The organism is Salmonella sp. SSDFZ54, assembly GCF_004010735.1.
In the GTDB taxonomy this organism is placed as follows: domain Bacteria; phylum Pseudomonadota; class Gammaproteobacteria; order Enterobacterales; family Enterobacteriaceae; genus Salmonella; species Salmonella enterica.
In genome coordinates, this window is record NZ_CP034819.1 from 295,968 (window position 1) to 311,686 (window position 15,719).

Annotated in this window: 14 protein-coding genes; 1 reads left to right on the forward strand and 13 read right to left on the reverse strand. The window is 52.2% G+C overall.

All coding sequences use genetic code 11. The features are described 5' to 3' along the window. Positions 1-10 precede the first annotated feature (10 nt). The 9 genes from hisM to EOS97_RS01420 form a co-directional block, all read right to left on the reverse strand. Positions 11-718, reverse strand: a complete 708-nt coding sequence (hisM, locus tag EOS97_RS01375) for a histidine ABC transporter permease HisM (protein WP_000569771.1) — start codon at positions 716-718, stop codon at positions 11-13. Then, positions 715-1,401: a histidine ABC transporter permease HisQ gene (locus EOS97_RS01380; RefSeq protein ID WP_000965498.1), complete on the reverse strand. Its 687-nt coding sequence runs from the start codon at positions 1,399-1,401 to the stop codon at positions 715-717. Before EOS97_RS01380 ends, hisM begins: the two co-directional genes overlap by 4 nt. 180 nt (positions 1,402-1,581) lie before the next feature. Next, positions 1,582-2,364: a histidine ABC transporter substrate-binding protein HisJ gene (gene hisJ, locus EOS97_RS01385; RefSeq protein ID WP_000731868.1), complete on the reverse strand. Its 783-nt coding sequence runs from the start codon at positions 2,362-2,364 to the stop codon at positions 1,582-1,584. A gap of 237 nt (positions 2,365-2,601) precedes the next feature. Next, positions 2,602-3,384, reverse strand: coding sequence for a lysine/arginine/ornithine ABC transporter substrate-binding protein ArgT (argT, locus tag EOS97_RS01390; protein WP_000754423.1), 783 nt, complete (start codon positions 3,382-3,384; stop codon positions 2,602-2,604). Positions 3,385-3,672: 288 nt separating this feature from the next. Then, a complete protein-coding gene (locus EOS97_RS01400; protein WP_000825680.1) occupies positions 3,673-4,242 on the reverse strand; it encodes a UbiX family flavin prenyltransferase in 570 nt (189 codons plus the stop codon). A gap of 26 nt (positions 4,243-4,268) precedes the next feature. Further along, a complete protein-coding gene (locus EOS97_RS01405) occupies positions 4,269-5,675 on the reverse strand; it encodes an amino acid permease (RefSeq protein ID WP_000380346.1) in 1,407 nt (468 codons plus the stop codon). A 63-nt stretch (positions 5,676-5,738) separates the two neighbouring features. Continuing rightward, a complete protein-coding gene (locus EOS97_RS01410; RefSeq protein WP_000281907.1) occupies positions 5,739-6,842 on the reverse strand; it encodes an alanine/ornithine racemase family PLP-dependent enzyme in 1,104 nt (367 codons plus the stop codon). 1 nt (position 6,843) lies between these two features. After that, positions 6,844-8,265 carry an APC family permease gene (locus EOS97_RS01415; RefSeq protein WP_000072512.1) on the reverse strand — a complete coding sequence of 474 codons (1,422 nt, stop codon included), beginning with the start codon at positions 8,263-8,265 and terminating at the stop codon, positions 6,844-6,846. Positions 8,266-8,355: 90 nt separating this feature from the next. Beyond that, on the reverse strand, positions 8,356-9,753 hold the full coding sequence (locus tag EOS97_RS01420; RefSeq protein WP_000132306.1) for an alanine racemase: 1,398 nt from the start codon (positions 9,751-9,753) through the stop codon (positions 8,356-8,358). 210 nt (positions 9,754-9,963) lie between these two features. Between EOS97_RS01420 and EOS97_RS01425 the strand changes: the two genes are divergently transcribed. Next, positions 9,964-11,391 (forward strand): sigma-54-dependent Fis family transcriptional regulator, encoded by a 1,428-nt coding sequence (locus EOS97_RS01425; protein ID WP_000168925.1) that lies wholly within the window; start codon positions 9,964-9,966, stop codon positions 11,389-11,391. A gap of 35 nt (positions 11,392-11,426) precedes the next feature. Here the strand turns inward: EOS97_RS01425 and purF are convergent, their stop codons facing one another. The 4 genes from purF to folC form a co-directional block, all read right to left on the reverse strand. After that, positions 11,427-12,944, reverse strand: a complete 1,518-nt coding sequence (purF, locus tag EOS97_RS01430; RefSeq protein WP_000334205.1) for an amidophosphoribosyltransferase — start codon at positions 12,942-12,944, stop codon at positions 11,427-11,429. A 37-nt stretch (positions 12,945-12,981) separates the two neighbouring features. Beyond that, positions 12,982-13,470 carry a colicin V production protein gene (gene cvpA / locus EOS97_RS01435; RefSeq protein WP_000262102.1) on the reverse strand — a complete coding sequence of 163 codons (489 nt, stop codon included), beginning with the start codon at positions 13,468-13,470 and terminating at the stop codon, positions 12,982-12,984. 310 nt (positions 13,471-13,780) lie between these two features. Continuing rightward, positions 13,781-14,455, reverse strand: a complete 675-nt coding sequence (dedD, locus tag EOS97_RS01440) for a cell division protein DedD (RefSeq protein WP_000157031.1) — start codon at positions 14,453-14,455, stop codon at positions 13,781-13,783. Next, positions 14,445-15,713, reverse strand: coding sequence for a bifunctional tetrahydrofolate synthase/dihydrofolate synthase (folC, locus tag EOS97_RS01445; RefSeq protein WP_080229785.1), 1,269 nt, complete (start codon positions 15,711-15,713; stop codon positions 14,445-14,447). The genes dedD and folC overlap by 11 nt, the downstream gene beginning before the upstream one ends. Positions 15,714-15,719 lie beyond the last annotated feature (6 nt).

A 15,719-nucleotide genomic window follows, 5' to 3' on the forward strand; every position in this document is an offset into this window, starting at 1 on the left:
GTTACTCGAATTATTTAGAGGACACGTGCTGCAACCAGCGTCTTTCCGCCCGACGGAACAGGCTTATCAGGACATACGAAATGAGTAAATACAACACGGCGGCAATGCCAAACGCGGTAAACGGCTGGTAAGTCGCTGAGTTAATATCGCGGGCGATTTTCAACAAATCCGGCACCGTCGCGGTAAACGCCAGCGCCGTAGAGTGCAGCATTAAAATCACTTCGTTGCTGTAGGCAGGCAAGGCGATGCGTAATGCCGACGGCAAAATAATGCAGCGATACATTTTAAATGACGAGAAGCCATAGGCCCGTGCCGCTTCAATTTCACCGTGCGGCACCGAGCGAATCGCCCCGGCGAAAATTTCCGTGGTGTACGCGCAGGTATTCAGCGTCAGCGCCAGTACGGTACAGTTCAGTCCGCTGCGGAAAAACGCGTTAAGAAGATCGGTGCCTTTGACTATCTCCAGCGTATACATCCCCGAATAGAACACCAGTAGCTGTACGTACAGCGGCGTGCCGCGAAAAATATACGTAAACAGCCAGATGGGAAAACGGATGAATTTATTACTGGAAACGCGACCTACCGCCAGAATCACCGCCAGAAGACCGCCCATCACCACCGATGAAATTAACAGCCACAGCGTAATCGCCACGCCGGTAAAACGATAGCCATCCGTCCACAGCAGGGATTTCCAGTACTCCTGAATGATCTCAATCACAAATCGGCCCTCTTCACGCCCACGGAATAGCGACGCTCAAGTAAGAGCAGCACACCATTGGAAACGGTGGTAAATACCAGGTAGATAAGTCCACAGACCACGGCAAAATAGAAAGGCTCCCAGGTGCTTTTACCGGCAAGCTGCGTGGCTTTGACGACATCTTCCAGGCCCAGCAGCGACACCAGCGCCGTCGCTTTGAGTATCACCTGCCAGTTATTGCCGATCCCCGGCAGGGCGTAACGCATCATCGCCGGGAACATAATCCGCCGGAAGGTTTGCCCGTGGGTAAAACCAAAGGCCGTCGCCGCCTCGATATGGCCTTTCGGCACCGCCATAAACGCGCCGCGAAAGGTTTCGGTAAAATAGGCGCCGTAGATGAAACCAAGGGTGATAATACCGGCCACCATCGGATCAATATCTATCTGGTCGATACCCAGCGAATCGGTCACCACGTTAAGCGCGATTTGCAATCCGTAAAATATCAGCAGCATTAAGACCAGATCCGGCACCCCGCGAATCAGGGTGGTGTATCCTTCAAAAATAAGCCCCGTAACCCGGTTTTGCGAAAGCTTCGCCCCCGCGCCGACAAGACCGATAAGCACGGCCAGCACCACGGAACTGAGCGCCAGTTCCAGCGTGACGATCGCGCCCTGTAAAATTACGCCTGAAAACCCGTACAACATGCAGCCTGTCCTGTTGTGTGTGGTGAAGTAAGAAGCCTCTTTTGCATTTTTGCCTCACATCACGCCGGATGGCGGCTATGCCTTGTCAGGCCTACGATGCTCCGTAGGCCTGACAAGCGCAGCGCCATCAGGCAATGCAGACAGTCAACATTCTTTGGGCTTTATCTGCACCGACGGTGATTAACCGCCATAAACATCAAAATCAAAGTACTTTTTCGCCAGCTTTTCGTAAGTACCGTCAGCACGCATTTCAGCAAAGGCTTTGTTCAGCGCTTCGCGCAGCTCGTTATCCTCTTTGCGCAGCCCCATACCGGTTCCTACGCCGAATAACTTCTCATCTTTCACCGCCGGGCCGCCGAATTTATAGTCTTTTCCGACGGGCTGTTTAAGGAAACCTTCGCTGGCCGCGACCTCGTCCTGGAACGCTGCATCAATACGACCCGCCGTCAGATCGGAATAAATGTTGTCCTGCCCCTGGTAAGAGACGATCTCAATCCCTTTCGGCGCCCAATGCTCATTGCCGAAGGTCTCCTGCGTCGTCCCCTGTAGCACGCCGACGCGCTTGCCTTTCAGCGACGCGACGGTCGGCTGAATATCAGAGTTCTTCGCCACCACCAGACGGGAATCAGCGGCGTAAAGCTTGTCGGTAAACGCGATTTCCTGCTGGCGCTTTTCAGTGATGGACAGCGAGGACATGATGGCATCAATTTTCTTCGCTTTTAAAGACGGAATCAGCGCATCCAGCGGGTTTTCCACGAACGTACACTGTGTGTTGATACGTTTGCACAGCTCTTTGGCCAGATCGATATCAAAGCCGACCAATTCACCTTGTGCATTTTTGGATTCAAACGGTGCGTATGTAGGATCGGTACCGATACGAATCTTTTGTGGAATAGCGGCAAATGCTGCGGTAGCGCTGGAAAATGCCAGCACCAGAGAAAGGGATAACGCCAGTTTTTTCATAACTATCCTCAACAGACTGTCTTTCCAGGAGATCTTTACAGATCCGATGCGACTATCGTGCCATTAATCAGGCCGACAAGGCAAAGCATTCTACCTTGTCAGCCGGTTTATTTTGCATAAAAATCGATTAAGTATGCATTTATGCGCCTGTTCCGCAACGGCTTATGCACCAAAAAGGTGCAAAACATCTATTTTGCACCGTGATAGTTCCCCAGCGCGGCGCGTTATCCCCTTCCCTCAATCGCCGTAAACATTAAAATCGAAGTACTTTTTGGCCATTTTGTCGTAAGTTCCGTCCTGGCGCAGTTCGGTCAGCGCTTTATCAAACGCGGCTTTTAGCTCGGTATCGTCTTTACGCAGCCCAACCCCCGTCCCGTCGCCAAAATATTTTTTATCCTTCACGGAAGGACCGGCAAACGCATACTCTTTGCCCGCTGGCTGCTTCAGGAAACCTTCGCTGGCGGCGACTTCATCCTGCAATGCGGCATCCAGACGACCGGCGGTTAAATCGGAATAGATAAGATCCTGGTTAGCATAAGCCACCACATCCACGCCTTTAGTGCGCCAGTTATCATTGGCGTAAGCCTCTTGCGTGGACCCTTGCAGCACGCCGACATGCTTGCCTTTCAGCGATTCCAGCGTCGGCTGAATGGGAGACCCTTTTGCCGCAATCAGGCGTGAATCCGCCGCGTAAAGTTTGTCGGAAAACGCAATTTCTTGCTGGCGTTTATCGGTGATAGAGAGCGATGAAATAATGGCATCAATTTTTTTCGCTTTTAGTGAGGGAATAAGCGCATCAAAGTCGCTGGCGACCCAGGTACATTTCACCTGCATACGCTTACACATTTCATTACCGAGATCGATATCAAAGCCAATAAACTCGCCTTTGGCATCTTTTGATGAGAAAGGCGCGTAGGTGGTATCTGTTCCAATACGAACCGTTTGCGGGAGCGCGGCGTAACTGGCCGCCGTCGCGCCCAGACCTATCAGCAAAGACAAAGCGAGAACGGTCTTCTTCATACATACCCCTCAAGTGGCGTCATTTTCTTATGTTTTACGTGGTGTTGTGTGTTTGCAGACTTTTTCATGCAGGTCTTATGCCATTTTCACGTCAGCAAAACGATTCGACGTTAAATTTGTTAATAAAACGTTGCAATATTGTCCTGATGTTGAAGATAGCAGGTATGACGGTTGAACCGCAGCGTTTCGGCGGCTTTTAACGAATTAAATGTTGAGGATATGATCGCGGTTACAAAATTGCCCTGAAACAGGGCAACAGGGACAATAATGCACGCTAAACAGACAACGCTATGCGCCCTGCCAGCGAACAAAAAGATCGTGCGGAAGGGGGATATCAAACTGATCCAAAACTCGGTTAACCGTTTGATTTATAATATCATCTAACGTCTGAGGAAGATGATAAAAAGCCGGAACCGGCGGCATAATCACCGCGCCTATCTCAGCGGCCTGGGTCATTAAACGCAAATGCCCGATATGCAGCGGCGTTTCGCGCACACACAGCACCAGAGGTCGCCGCTCTTTTAATATCACATCCGCCGCGCGGGTAAGCAGTCCGTCAGTATAACTGTGGACAATCCCCGACAGCGTTTTAATCGAACAGGGCAAGATAACCATTCCCGCCGTCGGGTAAGAGCCCGAGGAAATGCTGGCGGCAATGTCGCGCGCATCGTGCGTCACATCGGCCAGCGCCTGCACCTCGCGCAGCGAAAAATGGGTCTCCAGCGCCAGCGTTTGCCGGGCCGCCTGGCTCATCACCAGATGCGTTTCCACGCTATCGACATCGCGCAAAATTTGTAATAAGCGCACGCCATAAATCGCTCCGCTGGCGCCGCTAATTCCTACAATGAGTCGTTTCATGTTCTCTTACCGTTTACGAGCGCCGTTCATCCCACTGTGTTACGTAATCGGCTCAAAGTGGGTCTGAAGAGATACCATGACAAAAGAATCCCTATCATAAAAGCCAGCTCAACCAACATTATCACTACCCCTTGCTCACTAAACCAGGTGCCGACCATAATGGCAAAATTGGTGATAATGACAAATCGGGCCGTCCAGGGGAAAAGCGGCGATCGATAGCGTAGCAAATCGCTGGCGTACGTTCCATTACGCACCGATTGTCGGAAACGATACTGGCACCATCCGATGGTTATCCATGCCAGGCAACCCACCTGCCCGGTACTGGCGATCAGATATAAATAAAATTGCTGTGCGGGAATATAGCGGGTCAGCAACGACACCAACGCCAACAAGGCCGTGATTAAAATAGCATACACCGGCACGCCGCCGCCGTTCGTTTTACCAAAGCAGGCTGGCGCAAAGCGATCGCCCGCCATAGACCACAGCATACGCGAACTGGCGTAAATAGCCGAGTTAGCGGCAGAAACCGCGGCGGAAAAGATCACCAGCGTCATCAGCGTATCCGCCCCCGGAATGCCCGCGTGGGAGAATACCCATACAAAGGGACTTTGTCCATTTGGCGTCAGTTCATGCGGATAGACCAGCGCCAGCACCGCAATCGCCAGGCCGTAAAACAAAATGATTCTGAGACCGATCCCCAGGATCACTTTCGGTAAAATAATGTGCGGCGATTCGGTCTCCCCTGCCGCATTTCCTACCAGTTCCACCCCCTGGAAGGAGTAAATCACGATCGTCATACAGACCACAATTTGCTCCCAACCGTGGGGAAACCACATTCCGTCTGTTTTTAACGTCGGGTGCCAGTCACTATGGCCCATTAGCGAGTAGATCATAACCCCGCCCGCGCAAATAAACAGCACGATCGCGAAGACCTTAATGGCCGAAAGCCAGTATTCGCATTCGCCAAAACTTTTTGCGGAGGTAAGATTGATGGCCGTCAGGATGAGCAGAATCGCCAGGCAGAACATATATACCGGAACCGCGGGGAAAAACTGGTGAGCAATAAACCCTGCGGCAGTGAGGTCGGCTGCCAGGGAAAAGACCCAGCTAAACCAGTAAAGCCAGCCAATGGTATAGCTCCAGCAAGGTGACGGCATGAACATCAGCGCGTAATGTTGAAATGAACCGGAGTGAGGAAAGGCGCATGATAATTCGCCAAGACACATCATCGTCGCCAGCATAATGCTTCCGGCAAACAGATAGGCCAGTAAGGTTCCCGCCGGCCCGACGCTGCTTAACGGTTCGGCAATGCCGATAAATAAGCCGGTGCCAATCGTGCCGCCCAACGACATCATTAGCAGATGCCGCTTCTTCAGGTTACGCCGCAGACCGCCTTCGGGCTCTGCTGGCGGTGGTTGTTGCAGGGTATCCATCGTTACTCCCTGTCTTTCGTGAGGTCAAAGATGCCGCCGCGACATAGCCGCGGCGGTTATGCGTTAACGCGTAAACCTCCAGGCGACGCCTTTGGTCTGGCAGGCCATTAACAGGCCCGTATAATCCAGCTCAAAGCGAACCACATCGCCTACTTTTAGCGACTGACGACAATCTTCAATATCCACCAGCGTATGATCGCTGGTTTGTCCTAAGATAGTGATAGCGTCGTCGCATGGCACACAGTTATCCGACGGCACATCCTGGCGACCAAACGCCAGCAATGCGCGTCGGCGTATGCCACGATCGACAAAGGTTTTACTTTGCAAAAAGGCATCGACGCCCAGCTCCCCGACCGGGACGGTAGGTTTACTGTTCAGTTCGATGATTTCCGCTTCCAGGATATACATATCGGAACAGGCTTTATCGACCGGTTTTGCGGAGTGGTGAAATTCATTCAGGTATTTCATGTCCACATATTCAATGCCGAATTCATGCAGTCCGCCGATGCGCAGATGATTCAGTCCCTGCGGCCAGATACCTTTATCCAGCAGGTGATAGCTGGTGCAGTTTCCCGCAGAAAGCCGCCGGACAGGAATACCGCTGTCGGCTTCCAGCCGGGCGGCCAGCGCCAGAAAATCCTCGCCATTTTTTACCGTTGGCAACACGGTGCCGTAACAATTAAAGTTGGTGCCCAGTCCATATAATTCCAGACCGGGCAGACCAGTAATCAGAGTCACGGTCTCAAGAATGCGTTGATATTCACCAAACCAGATACCCTCGCGTAAATCGCCCATATCCACCATCAGTAATACCTGATGCGTTTTCCCCTGGCGTTGGGCTTCTTGCGATAATGCCCGTAATACCACCGGCTCGCTATTTAAACTAATATCCGCGTAGCGCACCACATCTTCGATTTCACTCAGACACGGGCTGCGTAACAGGCAAGTCGTACATCCTGTCTCGCGTATTTTTTTCAAATTATAGGTTCGTGATTCAGCAATAACGGTAATTCCGCCGTTGAACACCGCCTGTGCAGTTTCCACGCAGCCGTCAAAAACTTTATTGACAGCCATCACGTCAATACCGCTGCTTGCCAGCAGAGCTTTTTCCGTGCGGGCGTTTTCTTCCAGCTTGCGTAGATTGATTTCCAGAACTGGCATATACATTTTATTTTCCTCCCGCCATGCTTAAACGGGCATTACGTTTCTGCGCCCGATGGTAAATGTACTCCGCGACGACAACCGCCAGCACGGCTCCGCCAATAATTTTCCCGGCGTACTGGAAATATCCGCCCATATCAATTTGAGAAGGCGGAATAAATAACAGCGCAACGGCAAAGGCGATAGAAAGAAAGCCCAGCGCGGGTAAAATAGCCGGTAAAACCTTGCCCGGAATTTTAAAACTTCTTGGCGTATCCGGCTGAGTCTTACGTAAACGCCAGAACGCCGGGAACATCACCAGGTAAGGAATAAAATAGGTGATGGTCGTTAGCGCCGTTAACATCCAGTAAGCCGCCGCAACGCTTGGCGAAATAAAAGTCGAAAAACACAGGACCGTGACAATAATCGCCTGTACAGTCAAGGCAAAGGCGGGCGTTTTCCACACCGGATGTAATTTGCCGATTCGGTCCCCCAGCAGATTATCTTCACGCGAGGCTTCCTGGAGCATATAAATCGGCCCCACCAGCCAGGAGTTAATCTGCCCGAGAGCGCCAAAAAACATACAGATGGCCATAACAGGAATTAACCACGGCATATGCAGCGTATCCGCAGCAGCATGCATAGCCTGCATGACGCCTGCCACAATGTCGGTTTTCCCGGCGGGTAAAAGCGTGTTTAGCGCCCAGGTGCCGACCATATAGATCCCAACGATAACGGCGGCGGAGACGGCCATCGCTCGCGGAAAATCACGCTGTGGATTACGGGTACGCCCGGCAATCATCGGGGCGACCTCCAGTCCGGCAAACGCAAACATCATGCTGGATAAGAAAACGATCGTATCCCAGTGTCCGAGATCCGGAATCCAGTTTTTCGCTGTAGTGTAGTCCGTCTGCATCTGGTGTCCGGTACATAGCCATACCACCGCCAGTAAAATGAGGATGGCGGAGGGAATAAATACGCCGCACCAGGCGCTGATGCTATTAATAATTTTTGTCCATTCCATCCCGCGGATATTCATCAGCGTTAATAGCCAGAAAATTACCGCGGAACCAATACCGATAAATGCTTTATTTTCCGCCAGGCCGCCGCCGATCATATAGCCCAACGCGGTAAAGCCGAATTGCAGCATTAATGGGAAAAACAGTACGCAGGAAAAGAGAAAACAAACCACGACAATCCATGCAATACGTTTACCAAATGCCTCTTTAATCCAGACAAATATCCCGCCATCTTTCGGCCAGCCGGTTGACAGCTCGCCGCATACCATCGCTAAAGGAAAAAACAAGCAGAATGCGGCGATCACCCATAACAACATGGCCGATGCCCCGTAAGGCGCCACGTTAGGGATTTGCCGCAAACTCAGAATAGCGATGACATTCATAAAGACAATGTCTTTGATGCCAAGTAAGCCAGAATTCGTGTTACTCATGGCCATCTCCTGTTATGCATTCAGGCATCACTGCCCTCTTCTTATCATCTGACGACGGGCTTCAGCATGAAACTGAAGCCCAAAACAGTATTAATAAATGTCGTACTTGACCATATCTTCGTAACTGTCTTCCCGACGAATCAGACGCGTCTCACCATTTTTATCGATCATCACCACGCCCGTGCGCGGACGGTTGTTATAAACGGTTTGACTTTCAATGGTGTATGCCCCGGCATCAAGAAATGCGACAATATCGCCAACATGAGTCTCCTTCGGCAGTAAAAACTCTTCGCCTTTCACTCCCATGTGGAAATAATCTCCGCCATCACACAGCGGCCCGGCTAATTTTATCCAGGCGTCGTGCGCTGCCGTCATGCGAGAGGCGTTATAGACATAAAAGAACCAGTCAAAATGCTGGCTGTCAGAGAGTACGCTGTAACCGGCGTCGACAAATTTCCATTCAACGTGGCATTCCACATTGCCGTTAAGATCGTAATTTGTTTTACGTTTTTCGCAGGAGACTTCCGTCAGTAACACCGCCGCCGACCCGGTCACTTTACGTCCAGGTTCAATACATATTTCCACATCGGTACGCCATTTATGCACTTCGCGAATGACCGCATCGGCAAAATCCTGGGCGGTAATACCGGCATACATATTATCTTTTAACGGGTCGCCATTCTCATCGTCATATTTATAGGGAACCGGAATTCCGCCGCCCACGTTGATCAAATCAAATTTAATACCGAGCACCTCTTCCAGGCGACGGGATTCATCCACCAGCACTTTAGTCGCTTTTGCGAAAGGCTCTGACTCCGGCACCTGATCACCCACATGCATATGCAAGCCGCGCAAATGCACATAAGGCATCGCCAGAATGCGGCGGCAGGTTTCTTCCGCCTGTTCCAGGTCGAGACCCGACTTCGCATGGAAAGCGGTAACCAGTTCCGCATGCGTCGCCGAGGGAACATTCGGCTCTACGCGGACGCAAACATTGGCGACTTTCTTCAGCTTGCGAGAGATGGCATCAATATGTTCCAGCTCATACAGGCTATCAACATTAATAAGATACAGATCGTTAGCGATGGCATATTCCAGATCGGCAGGCTTTTTCACCACGCCGTTGAAGACGATCTGATCGCCGCGAAAGCCTATCTCCAGACACTTGCGAACCTCATATTGTGAGTTTGCCTCCGCGCAAATTCCGGCGTCACGAATGGCTTTCAACACCCCCATGACCGAGCAGGTTTTTGACGCAAAGAAGGTTTTGGTATTTTTATGCGCCGCAAATGCCTGCTGGATTTCATGAATGTTACGAATAATCTCCGGCTCAGAAAACACATAGAACGGCGTGGGGTACTGGCGCGCCAGAGCGTCCAGATCGACCCCTTCAAAACACAAATGACCGTCTTTGTGCTGGAAACGGCGATCGCCGTTGATTACCTGCTCACGTAGCTGGTTGTAATTCTGCATAATCGAGTCAGTCATAACGCCCTCTGCTTAATGTTTATGGTAAAAATCCGCATTCTTTACAGGGATAAAGCAAAAGGCATGCAACTATTTTTTATCATAATAATCAATTGCTTATAAAAATAAGCTTTTTCTCATTTTCGTCATTGAGTTTGTTATTCATCACAACGACGAAAATTCGTCACTTTTATAATGGCAATATGAACAATAGATATGAGGAATGCATGTATGGCATCCACCAATCAGGAACTGGCCTCGGCGCTCAGGATGTTTTCCCGCTTTTTCGATTTGATTCATCAGCCGTTGGCCGTCATTAATGAGCGTGGTGAATACGTTTACTACAATCAGGAAAGCGCGGATCTGGACGGCTACAGCATTGAACGGGCAATGGGAAAACATATGCTCGATGTCTATCCGGGCATGAAAGAGACGCAAAGTACGATGCTTTCATCGTTAAAAAAAGGCGTGGAATACATTGGCCATTATCAAATTTATTACAATGCGCGAGGCCAGGCCGTTGACTATCAGCACACCACCGCGCCGCTCTATGCAAGCGATGGCGGCATGGTCGGCGTTATCGAAATCGGCAGGAATATGTCCGGCGTCAGGCGGCTCCAGGAGCAGGTGGTAGAACTGAACCAACTGCTGTATGCCGATCACCATGAGAAGCACCATGCCATTATTACCGAAAACCCGGAAATGCTCAGTAATATCGCCAAAGCCAAACGGCTGGCCGCCAGTAATATTCCGGTGACGATTGTCGGGGAGACGGGAACGGGTAAGGAGTTATTTTCCCGCCTGATACATCAATGCAGCAAGCGGGCGAATAAACCCTTCATCGCCCTGAACTGCGGCGCCCTACCGCCTACGCTTATCGAAAGTACGCTTTTCGGCACCGTGCGCGGCGCCTATACCGGCGCGGAAAATAGCCAGGGCTATCTGGAACTGGCAAACGGGGGAACGCTCTTTCTTGATGAGCTGAACGCCATGCCGATAGAGATGCAAAGTAAGCTGCTGCGATTCTTGCAGGATAAAACCTTCTGGCGGCTCGGCGGACAACAGCAACTCCACTCTGATGTCAGGATCGTTGCCGCCATGAACGAAGCGCCCGTCAAATTAATTCAACAAGAACGTCTGCGAGCAGATCTTTTTTATCGGTTGAGCGTCGGAATGTTGACGTTACCGCCGCTGCGCGCCCGCCCGGAAGATATTCCCTTACTGGCGAATTATTTTATTGATAAATACCGTAATGACGTGCCGCAGGATATTCACGGATTAAGCGAGACGGCACGTGCTGATCTGCTCAATCACGCCTGGCCGGGTAATGTCAGGATGCTGGAAAACGCGATTGTACGCAGTATGATCATGCAGGAAAAAGACGGGCTGCTGAAACACATCATTTTTGAACAGGACGAGTTAAATTTAGGCGTACCGGAAACCGCGCCGGAAAATCCCCTTCCCTCGTCACCCGATCCGCAGTATGAAGGGTCGCTGGAGGTACGGGTTGCCAACTACGAAAGGCATTTAATAGAAACCGCGCTGGATACGCATCAGGGGAATATTGCCGCCGCGGCCCGCAGCCTTAACGTATCGCGCACCACGTTACAGTACAAAGTACAAAAATACGCTATTCGCTTCGGCGTGGTACGTAATTGACATCGGCCAGCGGCATCGCGCCGCTGGCAAAGCCATTAGCCTTCGTTATGCATTTCCAGGTTTTCCATTTCGTTCTGGAACAGCACCGCTTTGGCGTCGTCATTACGTAATGAATCCAGGAAGTCGAGGTATTGCTGGTCTACGTCTTTGGTGACATATACCCCGTTAAATACCGAACATTCAAACTGCTGGATATCCGGGTTTTCCGCGCGTACGGCTTCGATCAGATCGTTCAGATCCTGGAAGATAAGCCCGTCTGCGCCGATAATCTGCCGAATCTCATCCACCTCGCGACCATGCGCGATCAGCTCATTGGCGGTCGGCATATCAATGCCATAGACGTTGGGGAAACGAATTTCCGGCGCGGCGGACGCCAGATAAACCTTCTTCGCGCCGGCTTCCCGGGCCATCTCGATGATCTGCTCTGATGTGGTGCCACGCACGATGGAATCATCCACCAGCAGGACGTTCTTATCGCGGAATTCCGCGCGATTAGCATTGAGCTTACGGCGCACGGATTTACGGCGTAGCTGTTGGCCCGGCATGATAAAGGTACGTCCCACGTAACGATTTTTGACAAATCCCTGGCGGTACGGCTTGCCGAGAATACGGGCAATTTCCAGTGCGATATCGCAGGAGGTTTCCGGGATAGGGATCACGACGTCGATGTCCAGATCTTCCCATTCACGAGCGATTTTTTCGCCAAGTTTGGTGCCCATATTCACACGAGCGCTGTAGACGGAGATTTTGTCGATAAAGGAGTCCGGGCGAGCAAAATAAACGTACTCGAACAGGCAGGGATTACTGACCGGGTTATCCGCGCACTGGCGCGTGAACAGTTGCCCCTTTTCGGTAATATAGATAGCTTCGCCCGGCGCGACATCGCGCAGGAATTCAAAGCCCAGCGTATCCAGCGCCACGCTTTCAGAAGCGACCATATACTCCGTACGACCATCGCCAACGTCACGCTTGCCCAGCACTAACGGGCGAATGCCGTGCGGATCGCGAAAAGCCACCATGCCGTGGCCGATAATCATCGCCACGCAGGCATAGGCGCCGCGGATTTGACGGTTAGTCGCGGCAATCGCGGCAAAAATATTGTCGGCTTCCAGCGGATAGTGACGGAAGTTGTCGAGCTCGCTGGCGAAAATATTGAGCAGGATTTCGGAATCGGAGGTGGTGTTGATATGACGGCGCTTTTCTTCAAACAGCTTTTTACGTAGCTCGTGCGCGTTAGTCAGGTTGCCATTATGGGCCAACGTGATGCCATACGGCGAGTTAACGTAAAAAGGTTGCGCTTCCGAAGCGCTGGAGCTGCCTGCGGTAGGGTAGCGCACATGGCCGATCCCCATGTTGCCCTGCAAACGCTGCATGTGGCGAGCTTCAAAAATATCGTTCACCAGCCCGTTTGCCTTACGCAAGCGGAAGCAGTTATTCGCATCAATGGTGATGATACCGGCAGCATCCTGACCACGATGCTGGAGCACTGTTAACGCGTCATAAATCGACTGGTTGACCGGCATAACACCGGCGATACCGACAATACCGCACATACGTCATTTTCCTCGTTAAGCCACATCTCAGAACCTGTTACGTCCTGGGCAAGAAACTCGACGAGCTTTGCAGATAGTCAAAGAACCATCTGATGATGAAGCTGAACTGCGGGATGAGCTGCGATTTGCTCCAGTCTTCGCTTTTCGACAAGCCGGTGAAAGTATCAAGGAAGAACAGAATGGCGGCGACAATCAGCGCGCCTCGCAGTGCGCCGAAACAGATCCCCAACACCCGGTCAGTTCCCGACAGGCCGGTCTTTTCTACTAGCTGACCTATCACAAAATTCACGATAGCGCCGACGATAAGCGTCGCGATAAACAGTACCGCGATAGCAATCCCATTACGAACCAGTTCGTCTTCAAAGCCCGTAAACCAGACAGACAGGTAAGTGTAGTAGTGACTGGCGACAAAGAAAGCACAACCCCACGTCACCAGCGATAACGCTTCACGAACAAAGCCGCGGATCAGGCTAACCAGACAGGAAAAAGCAATCACCGCGATAATGGCGTAATCAATCCAGACCATAGATGTCCCACGATTTTACGCCCTGTCGTCCTGTTCGGGGCGCATTCTAACAGAAAAAGAAAACGTTTGCGTAGGGATTTCCTTCCCACGCGTAAATAAAAATGGCGCTGAAAAAATATTCAACGCCATCACACTTTTTATCTCTTCGGGCACAACCAGAAGAGCTGCCATCGGCCTGATAAGCGCAGGATACCAGGTTTATTCCTTCTGCCGGATGACGGCGTAAACCCCTTATCCAGCCTACAGAACTTCGGCTATTACCAGGTGAACACCGTAGGCCTTAACGCTGCGCGCTCAGGCAAAACGCGCCTTAGTTCGGGCTATATCCCATCACCACGCCGCTTAACCCGGAAATCTGCTTGAGCTCGCCAAGCGATCCTTTCATCTTATCTTTCGACGCATCCGGCCCGACGAGAATACGGGTTATTTTACCCTGTACCGGCGTTGAGGGGGAAGTATAAACCCGGAACCCGGCGGAACGAAGCTTGCCGACTATCTCGTTGACTTTATCCGCATTTTTCAGCGCGCCCAACTGTACGACATAGGCTTTGCCGGTCGGCGCAGGTTTATCGTCGGCGACTGGTTGCGGCGCGGGCGTCGGCGTGGAAGCGGCGACAACCGGCTGTTGCGGTTTAGGCTGCGGCTTCGGCTTTTCAACCGGCTTCGGTTTAGGCGTCTCCGCCGGTATCGGATCAAGCTCGACATTGTTAGACGCCATGCGCGACGGGTCCAGCGATGGCGCTGCCGCATCTCCCGCCCGCACCTCTTCAGCCGCCCCTTCCGGCGGCTGTGTCGGCAGCGCCTGCGTTGCGGCAGGCATCATATCCGGCTCATCGCGGTCGCCAGGCTTCGGTACCAGTGGAATCGCAGCAAATTCATCCTGATAATGCTTTTTCTGTCCGTCCAGCAGACCGGGAAGCACAATAACCCCCAGCGCGACTAACACAATCGTGCCGACTAAACGATTCTGAAACTTACTCGCCACCGATTCTCCCCGCGTCTATCACTTCCATAACATGTGCGACGGTGTGGAACGATCCGCACACCAGCACGGTATCTTCTGGCTGCGCCGCGTCGATAGCGGCCTGCCATGCCTGCGCGACGCTATCATAGACATTCCCTTTCCCCAGATGTTCCAGAAGTTGTTCCGCCGTCGCGCCGCGCGGCCCCTCTAACGGAGCACAATACCAGTCGTCAACCACGCTTTTCAACCAGGCTAACGTGCCGGCGATATCTTTATCATGCAGCATACCAATCACCGCAAGCACGCGCCCGCGTTTCGGCAACATTTTCAGACGACCCGTCAGGTATTCCGCCGCGTGGGGATTATGGGCGACATCAAAGATAACGCGCGGCGACTCACTCACGATTTGAAAACGTCCCGGCAAGGTAGCCTGCGCAATACCGTCGCGAATCGCCTGCTCGTCAATGTTCAACCTGCTGGCGCGCAGCGCGGCCAGAGCGGTGGCGGCATTCGGCTGAGGAACCTGCGGCAACGGCAGTCCGGCAAGCATGCCGTCACCATCGGTAAACGCCCAGTGGGTCGCTGTCACCTCATAACGCCAGTCAACGCCGCGACGCAGCAACAGCGCGCCGGTCTCCTGCGCGACATCCGCGATGGTTGCCGGCATTTCCGGTTCGCCGACGATAGCGGGTTTTTCCGCACGAAAAATCCCGGCCTTCTCGCGGCCGATACTTTCGCGATCCGGCCCCAGCCAGTCAGTATGGTCAAGCGCGATGCTGGTAATTACCGCTACATCGGCATCCACAATGTTCGTGGCGTCCAGGCGCCCGCCCAACCCGACCTCCAGAATCACCACGTCAAGGTTAGCCTGTTTAAACAGCCACAATGCCGACAACGTACCATATTCAAAATAGGTCAATGAAATATCGCCGCACGCCGCTTCTATTTCCGCAAAGGACGCGGTATGCGCGGATTCCGCTAATTCTTTCCCCTGCACGCGCACGCGCTCGGTGTAACGTACCAGATGAGGCGAACTATAGACGCCCACACGGTATCCCGCCGCGATTAACACCGACTCCAGCGTTCGACAGGTCGTACCTTTGCCGTTGGTTCCCGCAACGGTAAAAACGAACGGCGCAGGCTTGAGGATGTCCAGACGCGCTGCCACCTGGCTTACGCGCTCAAGGCCTAAATCGATACTCTTGCTGTGCAGGTTTTCCAGATAAGAAAGCCACGAGGCCAGGGGCGACGCAGCTTGAGGTATAGATTTGTTTTTCATTGATTC